General features: G+C 40.2%; 11 protein-coding genes and 1 other annotated feature. All 11 genes read left to right on the forward strand.

Annotated features, from left to right (window positions below; translation table 11 throughout):
* Window positions 1-228: 228 nt before the first annotated feature.
* On the forward strand, window positions 229-1,710 hold the full coding sequence (locus AB5916_RS08435; protein WP_368190289.1) for a hypothetical protein: 1,482 nt from the start codon (window positions 229-231) through the stop codon (window positions 1,708-1,710).
* A 21-nt stretch (window positions 1,711-1,731) separates the two neighbouring features.
* Window positions 1,732-2,457, forward strand: a complete 726-nt coding sequence (locus tag AB5916_RS08440; protein ID WP_368190291.1) for a hypothetical protein — start codon at window positions 1,732-1,734, stop codon at window positions 2,455-2,457.
* 1,159 nt (window positions 2,458-3,616) lie between these two features.
* Window positions 3,617-4,183, forward strand: coding sequence for a hypothetical protein (locus AB5916_RS08445; protein WP_368190292.1), 567 nt, complete (start codon window positions 3,617-3,619; stop codon window positions 4,181-4,183).
* Between the two features lie 137 nt (window positions 4,184-4,320).
* Entirely contained in the window at window positions 4,321-6,114 is a 1,794-nt protein-coding gene (locus tag AB5916_RS08450) for a hypothetical protein (protein ID WP_368190294.1), read from the forward strand.
* 13 nt (window positions 6,115-6,127) lie between these two features.
* Complete coding sequence (locus AB5916_RS08455; RefSeq protein WP_158421942.1) at window positions 6,128-7,399, forward strand: ABC transporter substrate-binding protein; 1,272 nt, start codon at window positions 6,128-6,130, stop codon at window positions 7,397-7,399.
* A 24-nt stretch (window positions 7,400-7,423) separates the two neighbouring features.
* A complete protein-coding gene (locus tag AB5916_RS08460) occupies window positions 7,424-8,290 on the forward strand; it encodes a carbohydrate ABC transporter permease (protein WP_368190296.1) in 867 nt (288 codons plus the stop codon).
* Complete coding sequence (locus AB5916_RS08465) at window positions 8,290-9,117, forward strand: carbohydrate ABC transporter permease (RefSeq protein WP_158421943.1); 828 nt, start codon at window positions 8,290-8,292, stop codon at window positions 9,115-9,117. The genes AB5916_RS08460 and AB5916_RS08465 overlap by 1 nt, the downstream gene beginning before the upstream one ends.
* A gap of 19 nt (window positions 9,118-9,136) precedes the next feature.
* On the forward strand, window positions 9,137-9,976 hold the full coding sequence (locus AB5916_RS08470; protein ID WP_368190297.1) for a MerR family transcriptional regulator: 840 nt from the start codon (window positions 9,137-9,139) through the stop codon (window positions 9,974-9,976).
* Window positions 9,977-10,136: 160 nt separating this feature from the next.
* Window positions 10,137-11,486, forward strand: coding sequence for an MATE family efflux transporter (locus AB5916_RS08475; RefSeq protein ID WP_368190299.1), 1,350 nt, complete (start codon window positions 10,137-10,139; stop codon window positions 11,484-11,486).
* A gap of 127 nt (window positions 11,487-11,613) precedes the next feature.
* Window positions 11,614-11,857, forward strand: a binding site (T-box leader).
* Window positions 11,858-11,938: 81 nt separating this feature from the next.
* The gene (locus AB5916_RS08480) at window positions 11,939-12,436 is read left to right on the forward strand and encodes a TRAP transporter small permease (protein ID WP_173729060.1); all 498 of its coding nucleotides are present in this window, start codon (window positions 11,939-11,941) and stop codon (window positions 12,434-12,436) included.
* Complete coding sequence (locus tag AB5916_RS08485) at window positions 12,437-15,754, forward strand: TRAP transporter large permease subunit (protein WP_368190301.1); 3,318 nt, start codon at window positions 12,437-12,439, stop codon at window positions 15,752-15,754.
* Window positions 15,755-15,791: the final 37 nt, after the last annotated feature.

Genomic DNA, 15,791 nt, shown 5'->3' on the forward strand with positions numbered 1-15,791 from the left:
TGCATCTGCAACTACCATCTGCGGATTCAGTTTAGATATCTTATCGTATAATGCTTTAAAAGTACGACTGTCATGCTTATTACCAGGATGAAGAGACAGCGTCTTTTAGAACTGCTTCAGGAAACAACTAACCATTAGTTAATTGGAGTTTGCAGGAATCCATCATATACTTTATATATGATGGGTTTCTTTATATTTGTGAAAAATAAAAGAACAGGAGGAACGCATATGAAGAGAAAAACATTTACATCAATTATGATCCTTACACTGACCGGAACTGCTTTTGGAGTAATACCATGCAATTTCACATTTGCAGAAGAAACAGAATATGCTCAGGAAGAGAATGATGTGGATTTTGCCAAAATTGCAGGCATATGGCGAAATGAAAATAATTCCGGTGAAGAAATCCTTACGCTGACAGAAGATGGAATGTTTGTATATCAGATGGAAGAAGACACGGTACAGGGATATTTGAAGTATACAGATGAGTATGGGGACGGGAATGGCAGATATGATATGTTTAACAGGGTTGGCATCTGGATCGCCGGATTTTATCTTGATTCCGAAACCAGTCTTCATATGGGAAATGTAGATGGAGCGATTTTTTACAAAGAATCCAATGAAGATGCGGATGCTGCTGAGTCTGAAAGTGAAAATGTATATGAAAATCCTTCTGTTTATGTGCTTATGTCATCTAAAAGGTATACTGGTCTGCAGCCGCTTTATAATGATTCCAACTGGGAAGGCGGTTATTTTTACTCAGATATGACTGCAGACGGAATGACCGTAATTGTCAACTGCAGTGCAAAAAATGATGCTGTTTCAGATAAAGATGAGAAGGAAATCAGGAAGAAGTTTGCGGAACTTGTCAGCGCCTGCGAGATATCAGGTTATAAAGAAAAGAAAAACAAAAAGCTTACAAAAAAATTCAGTTATCCGGTGTATAATCTGAGCTTTAAAACTGGTGCAAATGAAGATACCTGTCTGTGGAAAATGGTTTATATCCAGACGGATGACAGTACCTATGGCTATGCATATAAGATGAATATAGACTGGGCAGACGAAATGCTGGAGGAGTATAAAAATGCAATCAATTCTTTGGAATTGACAGAAATTCTTAATATGGATAATACAGGCAATAACACAGGCACAGGAACGGGCACTGGCACAGAGTATGATCCAAGTGCAGAAGGGCAGAGTCTGGAAGTGTTTATTGCGTATTTTGACAGTTGGTATCAGTATGGAGATCTTAATGCAATGAATCTCAGGCTTTATGGAGAAGGAACCTGGGAAATTTACAATTCCAGAAATACAGATGGAAGCGGAGGATATCTTTTTGACAGTGGAACTTTTGAAACTTCCGGAACTACGGCACTGCAGCTTTTTTCTTTGGATGGAAATCATGTGGCAGATGTCAGTCTTGACGGAAACGGAGATCTTTTTATTTATCCGGTTCAGAAAGGATATGGAAATATCTATGCAGAAGCTGCCTTTTCAAGAGAATCTGATTCGATTGCTTATGAAGCACAGACAGCGGGAGATGATTATGTAGAGAACAGTGATCCGGGAGATGGTGATTACTCGGGAACTCCCTATTACTGGTACGATGGAGAAGGAAATGTAATGTATTTTGACGGTGTGGAAGACTTGTATATGGGAACGGATGATGTGTTTTACATTGATGAGGAAGGACACTTATGTCAGTATTAAAAGTTGAGGAGGGAATCTCAGATGAAAAAAAGAAAGATGTTATCCTTCATTCTGATGGGATTGTTTCTGTTACAGTCAGCATTGCCTGTCGCTGCTTCTGAACCATTGACTGAGGAAGAAAGTCTGATAGCAGAACTGAATCAGGGTGATACTTTGGAATTACTGTTTTTTGGAAAAACCATTTGGAACGATGAGGAAAAATATGAGGATCTGAAAGACATTATTTCTGAAATGCTGCTGGAGTTTCTGATTAATACAGGAGCAGCAGATGAAGAAACACAGTCGGAAGAGATAAAAGACCTGATTGAGTACGCTTATGAAATTGGAATTTCCGAAGATGTTTTCAGCATTGCTGCAGATAGCGTAGGAGTGGATTACCAAAGCTACCAGGATGCAGTGCGGAAGGTTTTTCGAAGTCAGGCTCTGAAAAATCTGGATGAAGAGTTCCTTTTGCTGGAAGCCGGAGGAATTCCGGAACTTACATTAATGTACAAGGATGAATGGTATGGAGAACGGACGGATGACAGCAGAATTGCCCTGGCTTCTTCCATTCTGGAAGTTCTGGAAGGAATGGGACAGGAAACGAAAGGTTATAATGGAAATACACTAGCACAGGCAATCAATGACAGGTATGATGAGGATGCAGGGGACAGTGTGTTGTATCTGGCACTGGATATTTTGCAGGAAGAGGATTACTATTATACCATGATCAGCGGTGTTATGGCTTGTCTTGGAGATATCGAATAGTGTGAAAGCAGATGTTCTGTACCTTCTAATACTGCCTTGAATCATCTTCAATAATGGTGGCGTGCTGTCCTGTGATCTGGGTATAAATCTGTTCAAAAAGAGCTGGAATGTCCACGTCATTATTAAAAGTCATAATAGAAAAACCAGCACCGAAAAAAGTGGCCAGACATGCGAAAATTACTTTGCACCATCTTATAAAATAGACAGTTCTAAGAGAGGGAGGGTGTGACTCATACCGAGTCACACCCTTCCCAAATTTTTTACCATAAAAAGAAAAAAAGATGGCTAACGACAACCATCTTTCTCTCCGTTACATGTTATAAAGTAATGTTATTGACCTCATGAGATGTCACCGACTTGCTCACATGAATTGTCATCAGACTGTTTAACTTCCTGTCGCCAGTCCTTATAGGGCTGCCGCCTGTATTCAGGTGGCGATAAAGTTTATGTAGTCATGGTTCCAAGCATTTCATGTTCTACAACATACTTAATCATATAATCATCAATCAGAGAAAGGCTTCAGATACCACTGCTGCATCAAGGAATTATAGTTGAAGACCAACCAACAGAAGAGGCTGACTCGGATACAGATGATAATGAAAACCAGGGGGATTTTTCAGAAGAAATTGAAGAAGAGAATCCTGAATCTAGTTCACAAAATGAAGATTATCCGGGAGAGGATGTAGTTGAAATCATAAATCTGCAGGGAGAAACAACAACTGTTTATAAGTTAGTGGATGGCCGTTACATGGATCGCACTAATACTGTCTATATTTATGATGGAAAAGACACATAGACAGATACAAATGGTGTGGAGTGGAATCAGGAAGTGAAGTAAAAAAATGTGAGTAGGAGGGGAACTGAATATAGCAGTAGGTTATTAGTGAAGATCTTCCAGAGCATGGAGAAAGAAAGGATAAGGTAACTATAGGGTTTCTTACGTATTTTTTTGCTCCTGTTTTCCGAAAAGTGACAAAAATTTTAAAAAAATGCTTATAATATAGGGCGTATTCAAAATTTGACTATTAAGATTTAGAATGAAAGTGGTTATAATGACGAGGAAAAATAATTTTTAAATATTTTCATTATAGCTATTGACTATATAGCTACTATATACTGTATACTTTGGTTCATGAAGAGAGAAAAACAAATCACATGTATGAAAATCATGGCCGCTGTGGCGGTCTGCGCGGCTGGCGTTGCGCTTTTAGTTCTGGCAGACTGGGGATTGGATCCCTTGACGAATTTTGAATATGCCTTATCCCGGAAACTGCATATTTCGTTGGGGAAAGCCTCGATGCTGTTTGAAGGGCTGACCTTTTTTCTTTTCTTTTTTTCGAATCGGAAGCTGGTAAAATTTGGCTCTTTTGCATTTTGTTTCGGGATAGGTCCCTGTATTGATTTCTGGGGATATGTGTTTGGTTTTCTGGAAGGGCAGGGAGGATTTGCTTTTCGTATGAGCTGCCTCCTTTTAGGAAGCCTTTTGATCATCCTTAGTTTTGCTTACTACATACCGCTGAATTATGGCTTGCAGTCACTGGACATGTATAGTGTGTCGATAGCTTCTCTCTTAAAAAAACAGTATGGAGTGGGTCTGACGATTACATACTGTACATTGATTTTGCTGGCCGCATTGTTGGGCGTCCGACCGGGAGTCGTCACATTTGTGGCTACATTTGCTTATGGAGCTGCGATTGACGGAGTCAGAAAGCTGTTTAAATGGTAAATATAAATTATATTTTAAAATTATATTTTAAGGTAGAACCGTTGGAAAGGAGGACATGAAAAAATACGGATTTGCCGGTTTTATCAGTTTACATATCAGATTGAAACAAAAAATAATAGTGATGTTAGGGAGGAAATATGAAAATCACAGGATTAGATATCAGTAAAGTACCATTTTCAATGAGAAAGTCCTATATGGCAGTAAATTATTTGTTTGAGGATTATTATAGCGGATATACAAGCTGTACAGGTTTTTCGAGTAATCTGGATAAAATGCCATTCGTGTCTACCCCTGGATTGTATCTGCGTTCTGTTTGCACAAAGGGACAGAATAACAATATGGAAATGATTCGTTTCATTCCGCTGTATAATGGGCAAGAGGTTCCCTACGAGATACATGCAGGATATGAGAAAGTGGAACTTATCTGTCAGGAAGGGAAAATAGCATTTTGCTATGCGGATGAAAACAGACTGCTTATCAGAGGTGAAGGTGAAAAACTGGGATTGCGTCTGGATTGCGTTATAGAAGGCCGCTCCAGTTTCCTGGTTCAGATTCCGGTAAAGGGCGGAAGAAGCTATCATAAACTGACAAATCATATTTCATTTGATAATTACGGAATATTTACATCCTTGGGAACTGTAAAAGTTTACCAGGAATGGGAAGCAGATCATCTTTTGAACACCGCATGTCTGTATGATATCACAGCAGAAGACGGTGCATTTCAGTGTATGATCAAGGAATTACGCACATATGTCTGGGCGAATGTGGAAAAAGAAGGCTGTGTTGATTTTGAACAGACGGTACGCAATACAAAAAATGCATTTGATGAGTTTTGCTCAAAGCTGCCGGAGGTTCCCCAAGAGTACAAAGAGGCACAGAAACTGGCTACATATCTCTGTTGGTCTGGTTCTGTAGCTGAACGTGGATATCTGAAACGAGAATCCATTTATATGACAAAAAATATTCTGTGCGCTGTATGGGCATATGAAAGCTGGCTGATAGCGGCTGGTTTGTGTGAGACAGACAGCGAACTTGCATACGATCAGTTAATGACTATGCTGGATAGCCAGGACGAGTTGGGAGGAATTCCTAATTTCAAAGGCGAAGGAATGGAAAGCTATGAGGCCAGTATGCCGCCAAATCTGGGCTGGATCGTGATGAAGATGCTGGATAAAATCCAGTTTACGAAAAATCAGCTGGATGAAATATATGACAAGATGAGAAAATACACTTACTTCTATCTGAATCATATGGATGAACAGGAAAGTGGTGTGTTTGAGTATCATCACGGATATGACGCGTGCGGAGACGATGACACAGTTTTCCGTAAGGAATTGAATATTTTGAGCCCTGATTTGACAACTTTAATGATCTTACAGATGGATTGCCTTGCAATGCTTGCTGAGAAGCTGGATAAGAAGGTTGAGGAGAAACAGTGGAAAGATCTGGCTGACAGGAGTCTGAAAGGACTGATCAATACATTGTTTGACGAAAAGAATCTGCCATTTGCCAGAAATAACATTACAGGCGAAAGAATTTACGCTCAAAGTCCGATCCTTTTTACTCCTTTGATGCTGGGAGAACGTCTTCCTTTGGAAATCAGAACCAGTATTATAAACGAGTTGAAAAATGGAAAGTACATTACAGAATACGGGTTGGCATCTGAAAGCCTTGACAGTAAATATTATCATGCAGACGGATTCTTCCGCGGGCCGATTTGGTTTACCATGACACTTACGCTGATAGAAGGACTGACGAAGTGCGGTGAGCAGGAGATGGCAGATGACCTGACCGTTAAATATTGTAATCTGATACGCAACGGAGGCTGTGCGGAGTGCTATAATGCAGAGACTGGAGCACCATTGAATAACAAGGGGTATACATCTACAGCAGGGACATTTTTGATACTTTTACATTATTATTTGAGATAAAGGAGAAAAGTATATGAAACAGAAAGCTGGAAAATTATCATTTATAATACTTGCCATGACTATGACAATGGGGTTGATGACAGGCTGTTCGGGAAAGAGCAGTGAGAAGAGTGAGAGCAACGATGATAAAATTACATTGAATGCAATCAGCTTTATGGGAGAAGATACGAAAAGAAATGGGTTCAATAAAGTAATAGAAGCTTATGAAAAAGCTAATCCCGGCGTAGAGATTAAAATTCAGAACCTGGATTACGGAACCTTTACTACAACGCTTCAGACTAGAATTGGAGCCAATGACGCACCGGATTTGATTTTCGGAACAGCTATTTTGAATCAGGAGTTGGTAAAATCCGGGCAGATAGAGATTCTGAATGATTATGATATTCTGGATCAGTTTACAGAGGATCAGCTGTCCTGTATGACAATAGAGGGCAATACCTATGGTGTGCCGTTGGACAGAATGGTAATTTGTGCCTTTTACAATAAAGATATGTTTGAAGAATATCATGTGGAAGTGCCTTCAACATTAAGCGAGTTTTACGAAGTGTGTCAGACTTTTGAGGAAGCGGGAGTTACTCCGTTTATCCGTCCTTACAAGGACGCAGCGTATATTCAGTATGATTTAGACACTCAGTTATATCCGATTATTGACAAAATAGATGATGTTGGTTTCTTTACGGATCTGGAATCTGGGAAAACGTCATTTTCTTCTTCAAAGGAAATGAAAGAAGCTTTGGAGTTATTTGCCAAGAGATTGTCTTATTTGTCGGGAGACGATTTAGGAACAGACCCGGCTGTAAGCAGTCAGCTGTTTGCGGCGGGAGAGAGTCCAATGTATATCAATGGAAGTTGGACAGTAGGTGATATTCTGGCAAATAATCCTGATGGAAATTTTGGAATTTTTGCTGTTCCGATTTCAGACAACGAGGATGAAAATAAGATGTATGCGGCGGTTGACGATGCCTGGATGGTAAGTTCTAAGAGTAAGCACAAAGAAAACGCAATTGACTTTTTGAAATTCTTAACATCTAAGGAAGGCCTGCAGATATGGTCGGAAAATGCGAAAGCAATCCCAATTAACGGCATGGAGGTAAAGAGTCTCGATCCGTTGCTTCAGGAGGTTTCGGAATATATCCAGTCGGGAAAGATTGTCAATGTTGATAAATACGTATTCTTTTCCGGAGAGGCTACAGACAAATTTAATAAGAATATGCAGTTGTTTGTAAATGATCCAGATGTGGAAAAAACACTGAAAACACTGGATTCTGAATTCCAGATTCAATAAATCAACAGAATAGGGGGAAACGGAATGATAAGAAATTTAAAAAATTCATCAAAGCGAAAGTTGTGCAATGTTCTCTTCCTGCTTCCGGCCTGTATTGTATTTGCAGTTTTTGTGCTGGTTCCGTTTCTTCAGGGAATTCCGCTGTCACTTTATCAGTGGGACGGATACAGTGATACAAGAACTTTTGTAGGTCTTTCAAACTATTTACAGGTTTTTAAGGATCCGAATATAACGGAGGTTGTGGGGAATACATTGTTCTTTACATTGCTCTATCTGATTGGCTGTAATGTGATAGGGTTGCTTCTGGCACTGCTGGTGAAGAAGACGTCAAAGCTGAATGCAGTGTTGAGAACGATTTTCTTTATGCCTTTTGTACTTAGTATGATTCTTGCGAGTTTTATGTTTACATATATATATTCGGATGTATTTTATGCATTACTTGGAATTAAAAGCTTTTTGGGCAATGTAAACTATGTAAATCCGGCAATTGCGGCGATTGCAATCTGGAAGGATAGCGGTTACTGTATGATTATTTACATTGCTTCATTGCAGATGGTGCCGAATGAGTATTATGAAGCTGCAAGGATAGAAGGGTGCAGTGCAATCAAGTCATTTTTCAATATCACAATGCCGTTGATTGTTCCGGCGTTTACAGCTAATATCACGTTGATTCTTGCTTGGGGAATGCAGGCATTCGACTATCAGATGGCGGCCACCGGAGGAGGGCCAGGTCATGCTTCGGAGACAGTGGGAATGTATATTTATAAAAATATATTCGTTTACCATAATGCGGGATATGGCCAGGCAATTGGAATTCTCTTGACAGCTGGGCTGGCGGTTCTGACCATTCTGCTGACCAGTTATCTGCGAAGAAAGGAGGTCGAGATGTGATGTCAAAAGTAAAGACAAAACAAATCGTCATTAGCATGGTTGCGATTTTATTTGCACTGATTATGCTATCTCCATTTTACATTGGAATCATTTATTCCTTTAAGACAAAACAGGAAATTACACTCACGGGGCTAAGCCTTCCAACACATTTTGATTTTCAGAATTATGTGGCGGTTCTGGAGGATGGAAGTTTTTTTAAAGGAATGCTTAACAGCATTTATACTACGATTCCATCTGTTATCCTGCTTATGATTATATGTCCTATGGCTTCATATGTGTTTGCCAGAAATAAGAAAAGGATTTATAATGTTTTATATTCCTTATTTCTGGTTGCAATGCTGATACCATACCAGTCAGTGTTGCTTCCGATTTATGCAGATATGAGAGACTGGGGAATGTTAAACACATTTGCAGGCAATGTATTTGTGAAGGTAGGGTTTCAGCTCTCCCTGAGTATTTTGATCTGTACAGGATTTGTAAAAGGGATTCCGAGAGACCTGGAAGAAGCAGCTTATATAGATGGGATGGGATATTTCGGAACCTTTTGGCGGATTGTATTTCCATTGATGAAATCTGTGCTGATATCCATTTTGATTATCAATGCATTATTTGCATGGAATGATTTTCAGTTGTCCACAGTAACACTCATCAGCGAGGAAGTACAGACGCTTCCGCAGTTGCTGTACCGATATTTCGGCGTACATTCTGTAGATTTGAACCAGGCATTCGCAGCGTTTAACCTTGCGATGCTTCCACTGATCATTCTCTATCTCTTGTTGCAGAAATATATTACGGACGGAGTAATGGCTGGATCTGTGAAAGGCTAATTCCGGGAAAGGCATAAAAGTGGTTAGAAATTATATAAAGCCAGGAGAATTTGCGAAAATGGTAGGGGTGAATAAGCAGACGTTGCTGTACTATGATAAAATTCATCTGTTTTCACCTGAATATGTAGACGATATGGGATATCGTTATTATACATTCACGCAGCTGGATTGTTTTTATGCCATAATGACTTTGAAGACTATCGGAATGTCACTGGAGGAAATAAAAGAATACTTTGATACAAGGGATGCCGAAAGAACAGCAAAGCTTCTGCAAAAAGGCATTTTGGAAACAAAGAAGAAAGTTGCGGAGCTTGTTACGTTGTCCAAAGAAATGAATAAGAGGATTGAGTTGCTTGAAAAGGCAAATCATGTGACCTGTGGGAAAATATACATAGAGCACCATGAGACGCAATACCTGTATTGCACGAAATATATTTCCATGGATGCAAAGGAAATCGAGAGACAAGAAATCTATGGAAAGATGATCGGGTATCGTGTTTTGCATCAGCTTCACTGTGGACCGGCGATCGGAGGAATGGTGGAAAATAAATTTCTGATGAATCCGGTTGGCAATACTACGCTGTATTGCAGGTATTATACCATAGTAGACGAGCCTTGCGAGGAAGATACTGAGGATGGTGAGTACCTGGAAAAACCGGAGGGGAACTATCTGGTTCTGTATTATAAGGGAGCGTATGATACTACCTATAAGGCGTATTCCCAGATATTGGAATATGGGAGAAAACATCATTTTCGGCTGGGAGAGTTTTCTTATGAGGAAAGCTTTATTGATGAGGTGTCTGAGAATAATCCGGATAATTACGTGACCCAGATTACCGTTCCGTTTCAGTTTGAGTGAGGTAATACTTGTAAAGTTGTTTGTTTTAGAGCAATCGGGGTGCCTGAAGTTTATTCAGACACCCCGATTTAATGCGTTATAGCGCCCATTGGTCTGAAATTATAAGCGCATGATGCAGCGGCAATATAGGGCAGAGGGAAGAGTTTTTATAAAACAAATAATGAAACAAAAAAAGGAATCATTTTATAAACAGTTTTTTTCAATTTATATATTATTAGTTTTGCAAAATGTTATTACTTTAAGTGTGAATTTGACAGATAATGTAATGTTGGGAAGTTATAGTGAAACTGCATTAGCAGGAGCGGCAGCTGTAAATCAGATTCAGTTTATTTTTCAACAGTGTTTAGTTGGACTGGGAGATGGAGTAGTAATTATTTGCAGTCAATATTGGGGTCGAAAAGAAGTAAAAAATATGAAGAAATTTTCAGCGATTGCCATGAGCAGTGCAATTTGTCTCGCTTTTTTATTGTTTGTATTTACCAGCACTGCTCCTGATCATGCGGTTGGCTTTTTTACTTCAGATCATATGATTATTAAAGAGGGAATGGATTATCTTGCTATTATCCGTTTTACATATGTGCTTTTTGCTATAATCCAGATTCTTCTTGCAACTCTTCGTAGTGTTGAAGTTGTAAAAATAGCATTCCGTTTGTCAGTGCTGGCATTTTTTCTTAATTGTGGAATAAATTATTTGCTTATTTTTGGAAAATTTGGCTTTCCAGAGTTGGGAATCAAAGGTGCTGCAGTAGGAACATTGTGTTCACGTATTGTTGAATTTATTGTTCTGCTCATGTTTATATGGAAGAAAGAGACGAAATTAAAGCTTAGGCTTGCAGATTATAAATGTTTAGATAAAAGTTTTTGCAAGGACTATTTCCGTATTACAGGCCCTTTGTTGATCACTCAGGGGCTGTGGGGATTGAATACAGCGTTGCAGACTTTTGTTTTAGGGCATATGAACTCAGCGGCAATTGCAGCAAACAGCGTTTCGTCCACATTATTTCTTTTGATTAAGTCAGCTTCTGTAGGAGCAGCAGCATCAGCAACTGTTATAATCGGAACAATCATCGGAACAGGCGAAATAGAATTGGTAAAACGCTATGCTAAAAAAATGCAGAAGATATTTTTATGCATAGGGTTGTGTTCCGGTTTAGCTCTCTTTTGCTTAAAGGGACCTTTTTTGAGTCTGTATAATTTGCAACCGGAAACAATGAAAATGACAAATACATTTTTAAATATATTATGTATTGTGGTTGTTGGAATGTCTTATCAAATGCCAACAAACAGTGGAATCATCCGCGGAGGCGGCAGTGTGAATTTTGTTGTGAAAATGGATTTGATAAGTATATGGGCGATTGTTATTCCGTTGTCATTTTTTATGGCTTTTGTTGTTAAGGTATCTCCTGTTGTAGTATTTGTCTGTTTAAATTTGGATCAGTTATTTAAATGTGTTCCTGCTTTCTTGAAAGTAAACTACGGAAATTGGATAAAAAAGCTGACAAAGGATTAATAGAATGGCAATGGTTGTTGTTAAAAAACGAAATATATCATGAATAGAAAGGAAAATTTTTCTTGACTTCTGAATATTTTGGTAGTAAAATTACTTCAGTTCGTTAAACAACTAAAACTTCAAAGAAACAAATTCCTTGAAGGGAAAAAGTAGGAGCAGAAAACCTGTCTACAGAGAGCTGCATTTGGTGGAAAGCAGTGTCAGGCCTGTTTTGAAGATCATCCCTGAGAAGAGAAATCGAACGTTATTGTGACAAGTAGATTTCCCCGGCTGTTCCCCGTTATCGGAATCGCGTATGTCAGTACGTTGTCTTTTCGTACTTGTTTCAAAGGAGAAACAGGGTGGTTGCGGCTTATATATCCGTCCCTAGTTTAGGGGCGGATTTTTTTATGTAAATAACGCAATCGTATAAAAGGCTAAAATCCTGACAAGTAGCCAAAGGAGGAAACATCATGAAAGTCTTTAAAAAAATCATGAATGCAGTAGCAGCAGTGGAAAAATTTATTCTTGTAGTATCTACTTTGCTGATACTGATCTTGACTGTAGGAAATGTATTTTCCCGTAAAGTCATCCATCGTTCCTGGTCCTTTACCGAGGAACTTGTGGTTGCAGTCTTTGTACTTGTTACATTGATGGCTGCCGCATTAGCATGTCGGGAAGGGGAATTGGTCAACCTGTCGCTGGTTACAGACCGTCTTCCTGAAAAAATGAAAAAACCGTCAGTGATTCTGAGCACTATCCTGTGTGTGATTTTTACTGCCATTTTATTCAGGTTTGGCATGGATAAGGTCCTCACGCAGCTTGCAAATGGAAAACGTACCTTTGTATTGAACTGGCCGGAGTGGATCTTCTGGTCTTTTGTTCCCATTGGATCTGGATGTATGATTTTACATTTTATAGAATTTTGCATTGATTTTTGTACTGATAAAAATAAAAAGGAGGATAAATAAATGATAAGTGCGGTTTTATTTGTTTCATTTTTTATTTTCCTGATCATGGGCGTGCCTATTGCGATCTGTCTGGGACTGTCTTCTGTGTGTGCAATCCTGTATTCAGGAACATCGCTGACCATAGTAGCGACCAATATGTATGCCGGAATCAGTAAATTCCTGCTTCTGGCTATTCCGTTTTTCGTACTCTCCGGAAATATTATGGCAAAAGCCGGAATTTCCAAAAGACTTGTTAAATTTGTAGATACTTGCGTAGGACATAGAAGAGGCGGTATTGCTATTGTGTGTGTTATTGTTGCCTGCTTTTTCGGAGCAATTTCCGGATCCGGTCCGGCTACGGTAGCAGCACTTGGTGCAGTTCTGATTCCTGCTATGGTGGAAAGAGGCGGCTTTAGTGCTCCCTTTTCTACAGCATTAATGGCAACCGCAAGTTCGATCGCCATTGTTATACCACCAAGCATTGCATTCGTTGTTTATGCTTCTATTACAGGCGTATCCATTGCGGATATGTTTATGGCAGGTATTGTTCCTGGCATCCTGATGGGTTTTGCTCTTGTGATCGTGGTTATGGTAGAAGCCAGAAGAAAGGGCATTCAGCCTGAACAGAAGAAAGCGAGTGCTAAGGAAAGATGGGCAGCCTTTAAAGATGCATTCTGGGGATTCCTGATGCCAGTGATTATCCTTGGTGGTATTTACGGTGGTATTTTTACTCCTACGGAAGCAGCGGCAGTATCCGTTGTATATGGACTTTTCGTTGGTATGGTGATCTACCGGGAAGTGAAGCTGAAGGATCTGTTTGATATTTGTGTGGAATCAGCAAAAACAACCGGCGGAATCATGTTGATTGTTGCATGTGCGTCTCTGTTTTCTTACGTATGCACCAAGTTTGGTATTGCAGATGCAGCTTCCCAGCTTCTTGGCAGTATTGCACATAATCAGTTTACCTTCCTTCTGATCGTAAACATTATTTTCCTGATTGCAGGATGCTTCATTGATGCAAACTCTGCAATGTATATTTTTATCCCGGTAATGCTTCCGGTGTGCAAAGCACTTGGTTATGACCTGGTTGCTTTTGGTGTTATGGCAACTGTCAATTTGGCAATCGGACAGGTAACACCTCCAGTTGGAGTAAACCTGTTTGTGGCGATTGGAATTAAGATCAAAAAAGGTTTGGAAGTTACTCTTCAGCAGATATCCAAAGCAGTTATGCCGATGCTGGCAGCCTGTGTAGCCGTACTTCTGGTAGTAACTTATGTTCCGGCTGTATCTGTGGCTCTTCCAAAAGCCCTTGCAAAAAACGGCTCTTATTCAGGAGATCCGGAATCAGGAGACAGCGGTTCTTCCGCAGCATCAGCAGCAGGAGATGAGGATCATTCTTTTAATGAGATCGGGGATTACAGTGATCTTGGATGGGAAGAAACTACCTGGAACTTTGCTTGCTCCACAACAGAAACATCTACCTGGGCAGACGGTGGCCGTAAGTTTGGCGAACTGATGGAAAAAGCTACAGGCGGAAAGGTGAAAGTTAACGTATATGCAGCAGATCAGCTGACAAACGGCAATCAGTCTGAAGGTATCCAGGCATTGATGAACGGAGACCCGGTACAGATTTCCATGCATTCCAATCTGATCTATTCTGCATTTGACCCAAGATTTAATGTAGTATCTCTGCCGTTTATTTATGATTCTGTAGAAGATGCAGATGCAAAATTTGACGGAGAAGCCGGAGAGAAATTAAAAGAAATCCTTAGCGAGTACGGACTTCATTGCATGGGAATTGCGGAGAATGGTTTCCGTGAGCTGACCAACAGTGTGCGGGAAGTAAAATCTGTAGATGACATGAAAAACCTGAAGATCCGTGTAGCAGGTTCTAACCTTCTTATGGAATGCTATAAGAGATGGGGTGCAGATGCAACCAATATGAACTGGTCTGAGACGTATACCGCACTTCAGCAGAATACGGTAGAAGGACAGGAGAATCCGCTGCCGGCAATTGATGCGGCCAGCGTGCAGGAGGTTCAGCCGTACTGCTCCATGTGGGACGCAATTTATGACTGTCTATTTTTCTGTATCAACCAGGAAATTTATGACGGACTGACTCCACAGCAGCAGGCTGTTGTAGACGAGGCAGGCCAGAAAGCAGTAGAGTATGAGCGTTATATCAACCGTTCCGGCGATGAAGAGATCATGAACCGCTGGGCAGAGAAAAATGGTGTAACCTTTACTGCAAAAGAGGATATGGACATTGATTCCTTTAAAGAAGCTGTGGATGGTGTAGACGAGTGGTTTATTGAAGAACTGAAAGGCCAGGGCTATGATGATGCTGAAGAACTGGTAGAAGCATTTACCGGCATTGGAGATTACAGTGATCTTGGCTGGGAGGAAACTACCTGGAATTTCGCATGCTCCACAACAGAAACTTCTACCTGGGCAGAGGGTGGCCGTAAGTTCGGTGAATTGATGGAAAAAGCTACAGGCGGAAAGGTAAAAGTCAACGTATATGCAGCAGATCAGCTGACAAACGGTAATCAGTCTGAAGGAATCCAGGCATTGATGAATGGAGATCCGGTACAGATTTCCATGCATTCCAATCTGATCTATTCTGCATTTGATCCAAGATTTAATGTGGTATCCTTGCCGTTCATTTATGATTCTGTAGAAGATGCAGATGCCAAATTTGATGGTAAAGCAGGAGAAAAAATGAAGGAAATCCTCAGCGAGTATGGACTTCATTGTATGGGTATTGCGGAGAATGGTTTCCGTGAGCTGACTAACAGTGTACGTGAAGTGAAATCTGTGGATGATATGAAAAATCTGAAGATCCGTGTGGCAGGCTCTAATCTTCTTATGGAATGCTACAAGAGATGGGGTGCAGATGCAACCAATATGAACTGGTCTGAGACATATACTGCGCTTCAGCAGAATACGGTAGAGGGACAGGAAAATCCGCTGCCGGCAATTGATGCAGCCAGTGTGCAGGAGGTTCAGCCATATTGTTCTATGTGGGATGCAATCTATGATTGTCTGTTCTTCTGTATTAACCAGGAAATTTATGATGGACTGACTCCGCAGCAGCAGGAAGTAGTAGATAAAGCCGGAAGAATGGCAGTAGAGTATGAGCGCTACATCAACCGTTCTGGCGATACAGAGATCATGAACCGCTGGGCAGAAAAAAACGGCGTAACATTTACAACAAAAGAAGACATGGATATTGATTCCTTTAAAGAAGCTGTAGATGGCGTAGACGATTGGTTTGTAGAAGAATTGAAGAACCAGGGCTATGAGGATGGTCAGGAGCTGGTGGACGCATTCAAATAAATTTCCGGTTCAGATTAAAAGTAAAATCAGAAATCAG

Origin of the sequence: Blautia sp. 1033sp1_1033st1_G9_1033SCRN_220408, assembly GCF_040929965.1 — a bacterium.
Taxonomy (GTDB): domain Bacteria; phylum Bacillota; class Clostridia; order Lachnospirales; family Lachnospiraceae; genus Blautia_A; species Blautia_A ammoniilytica.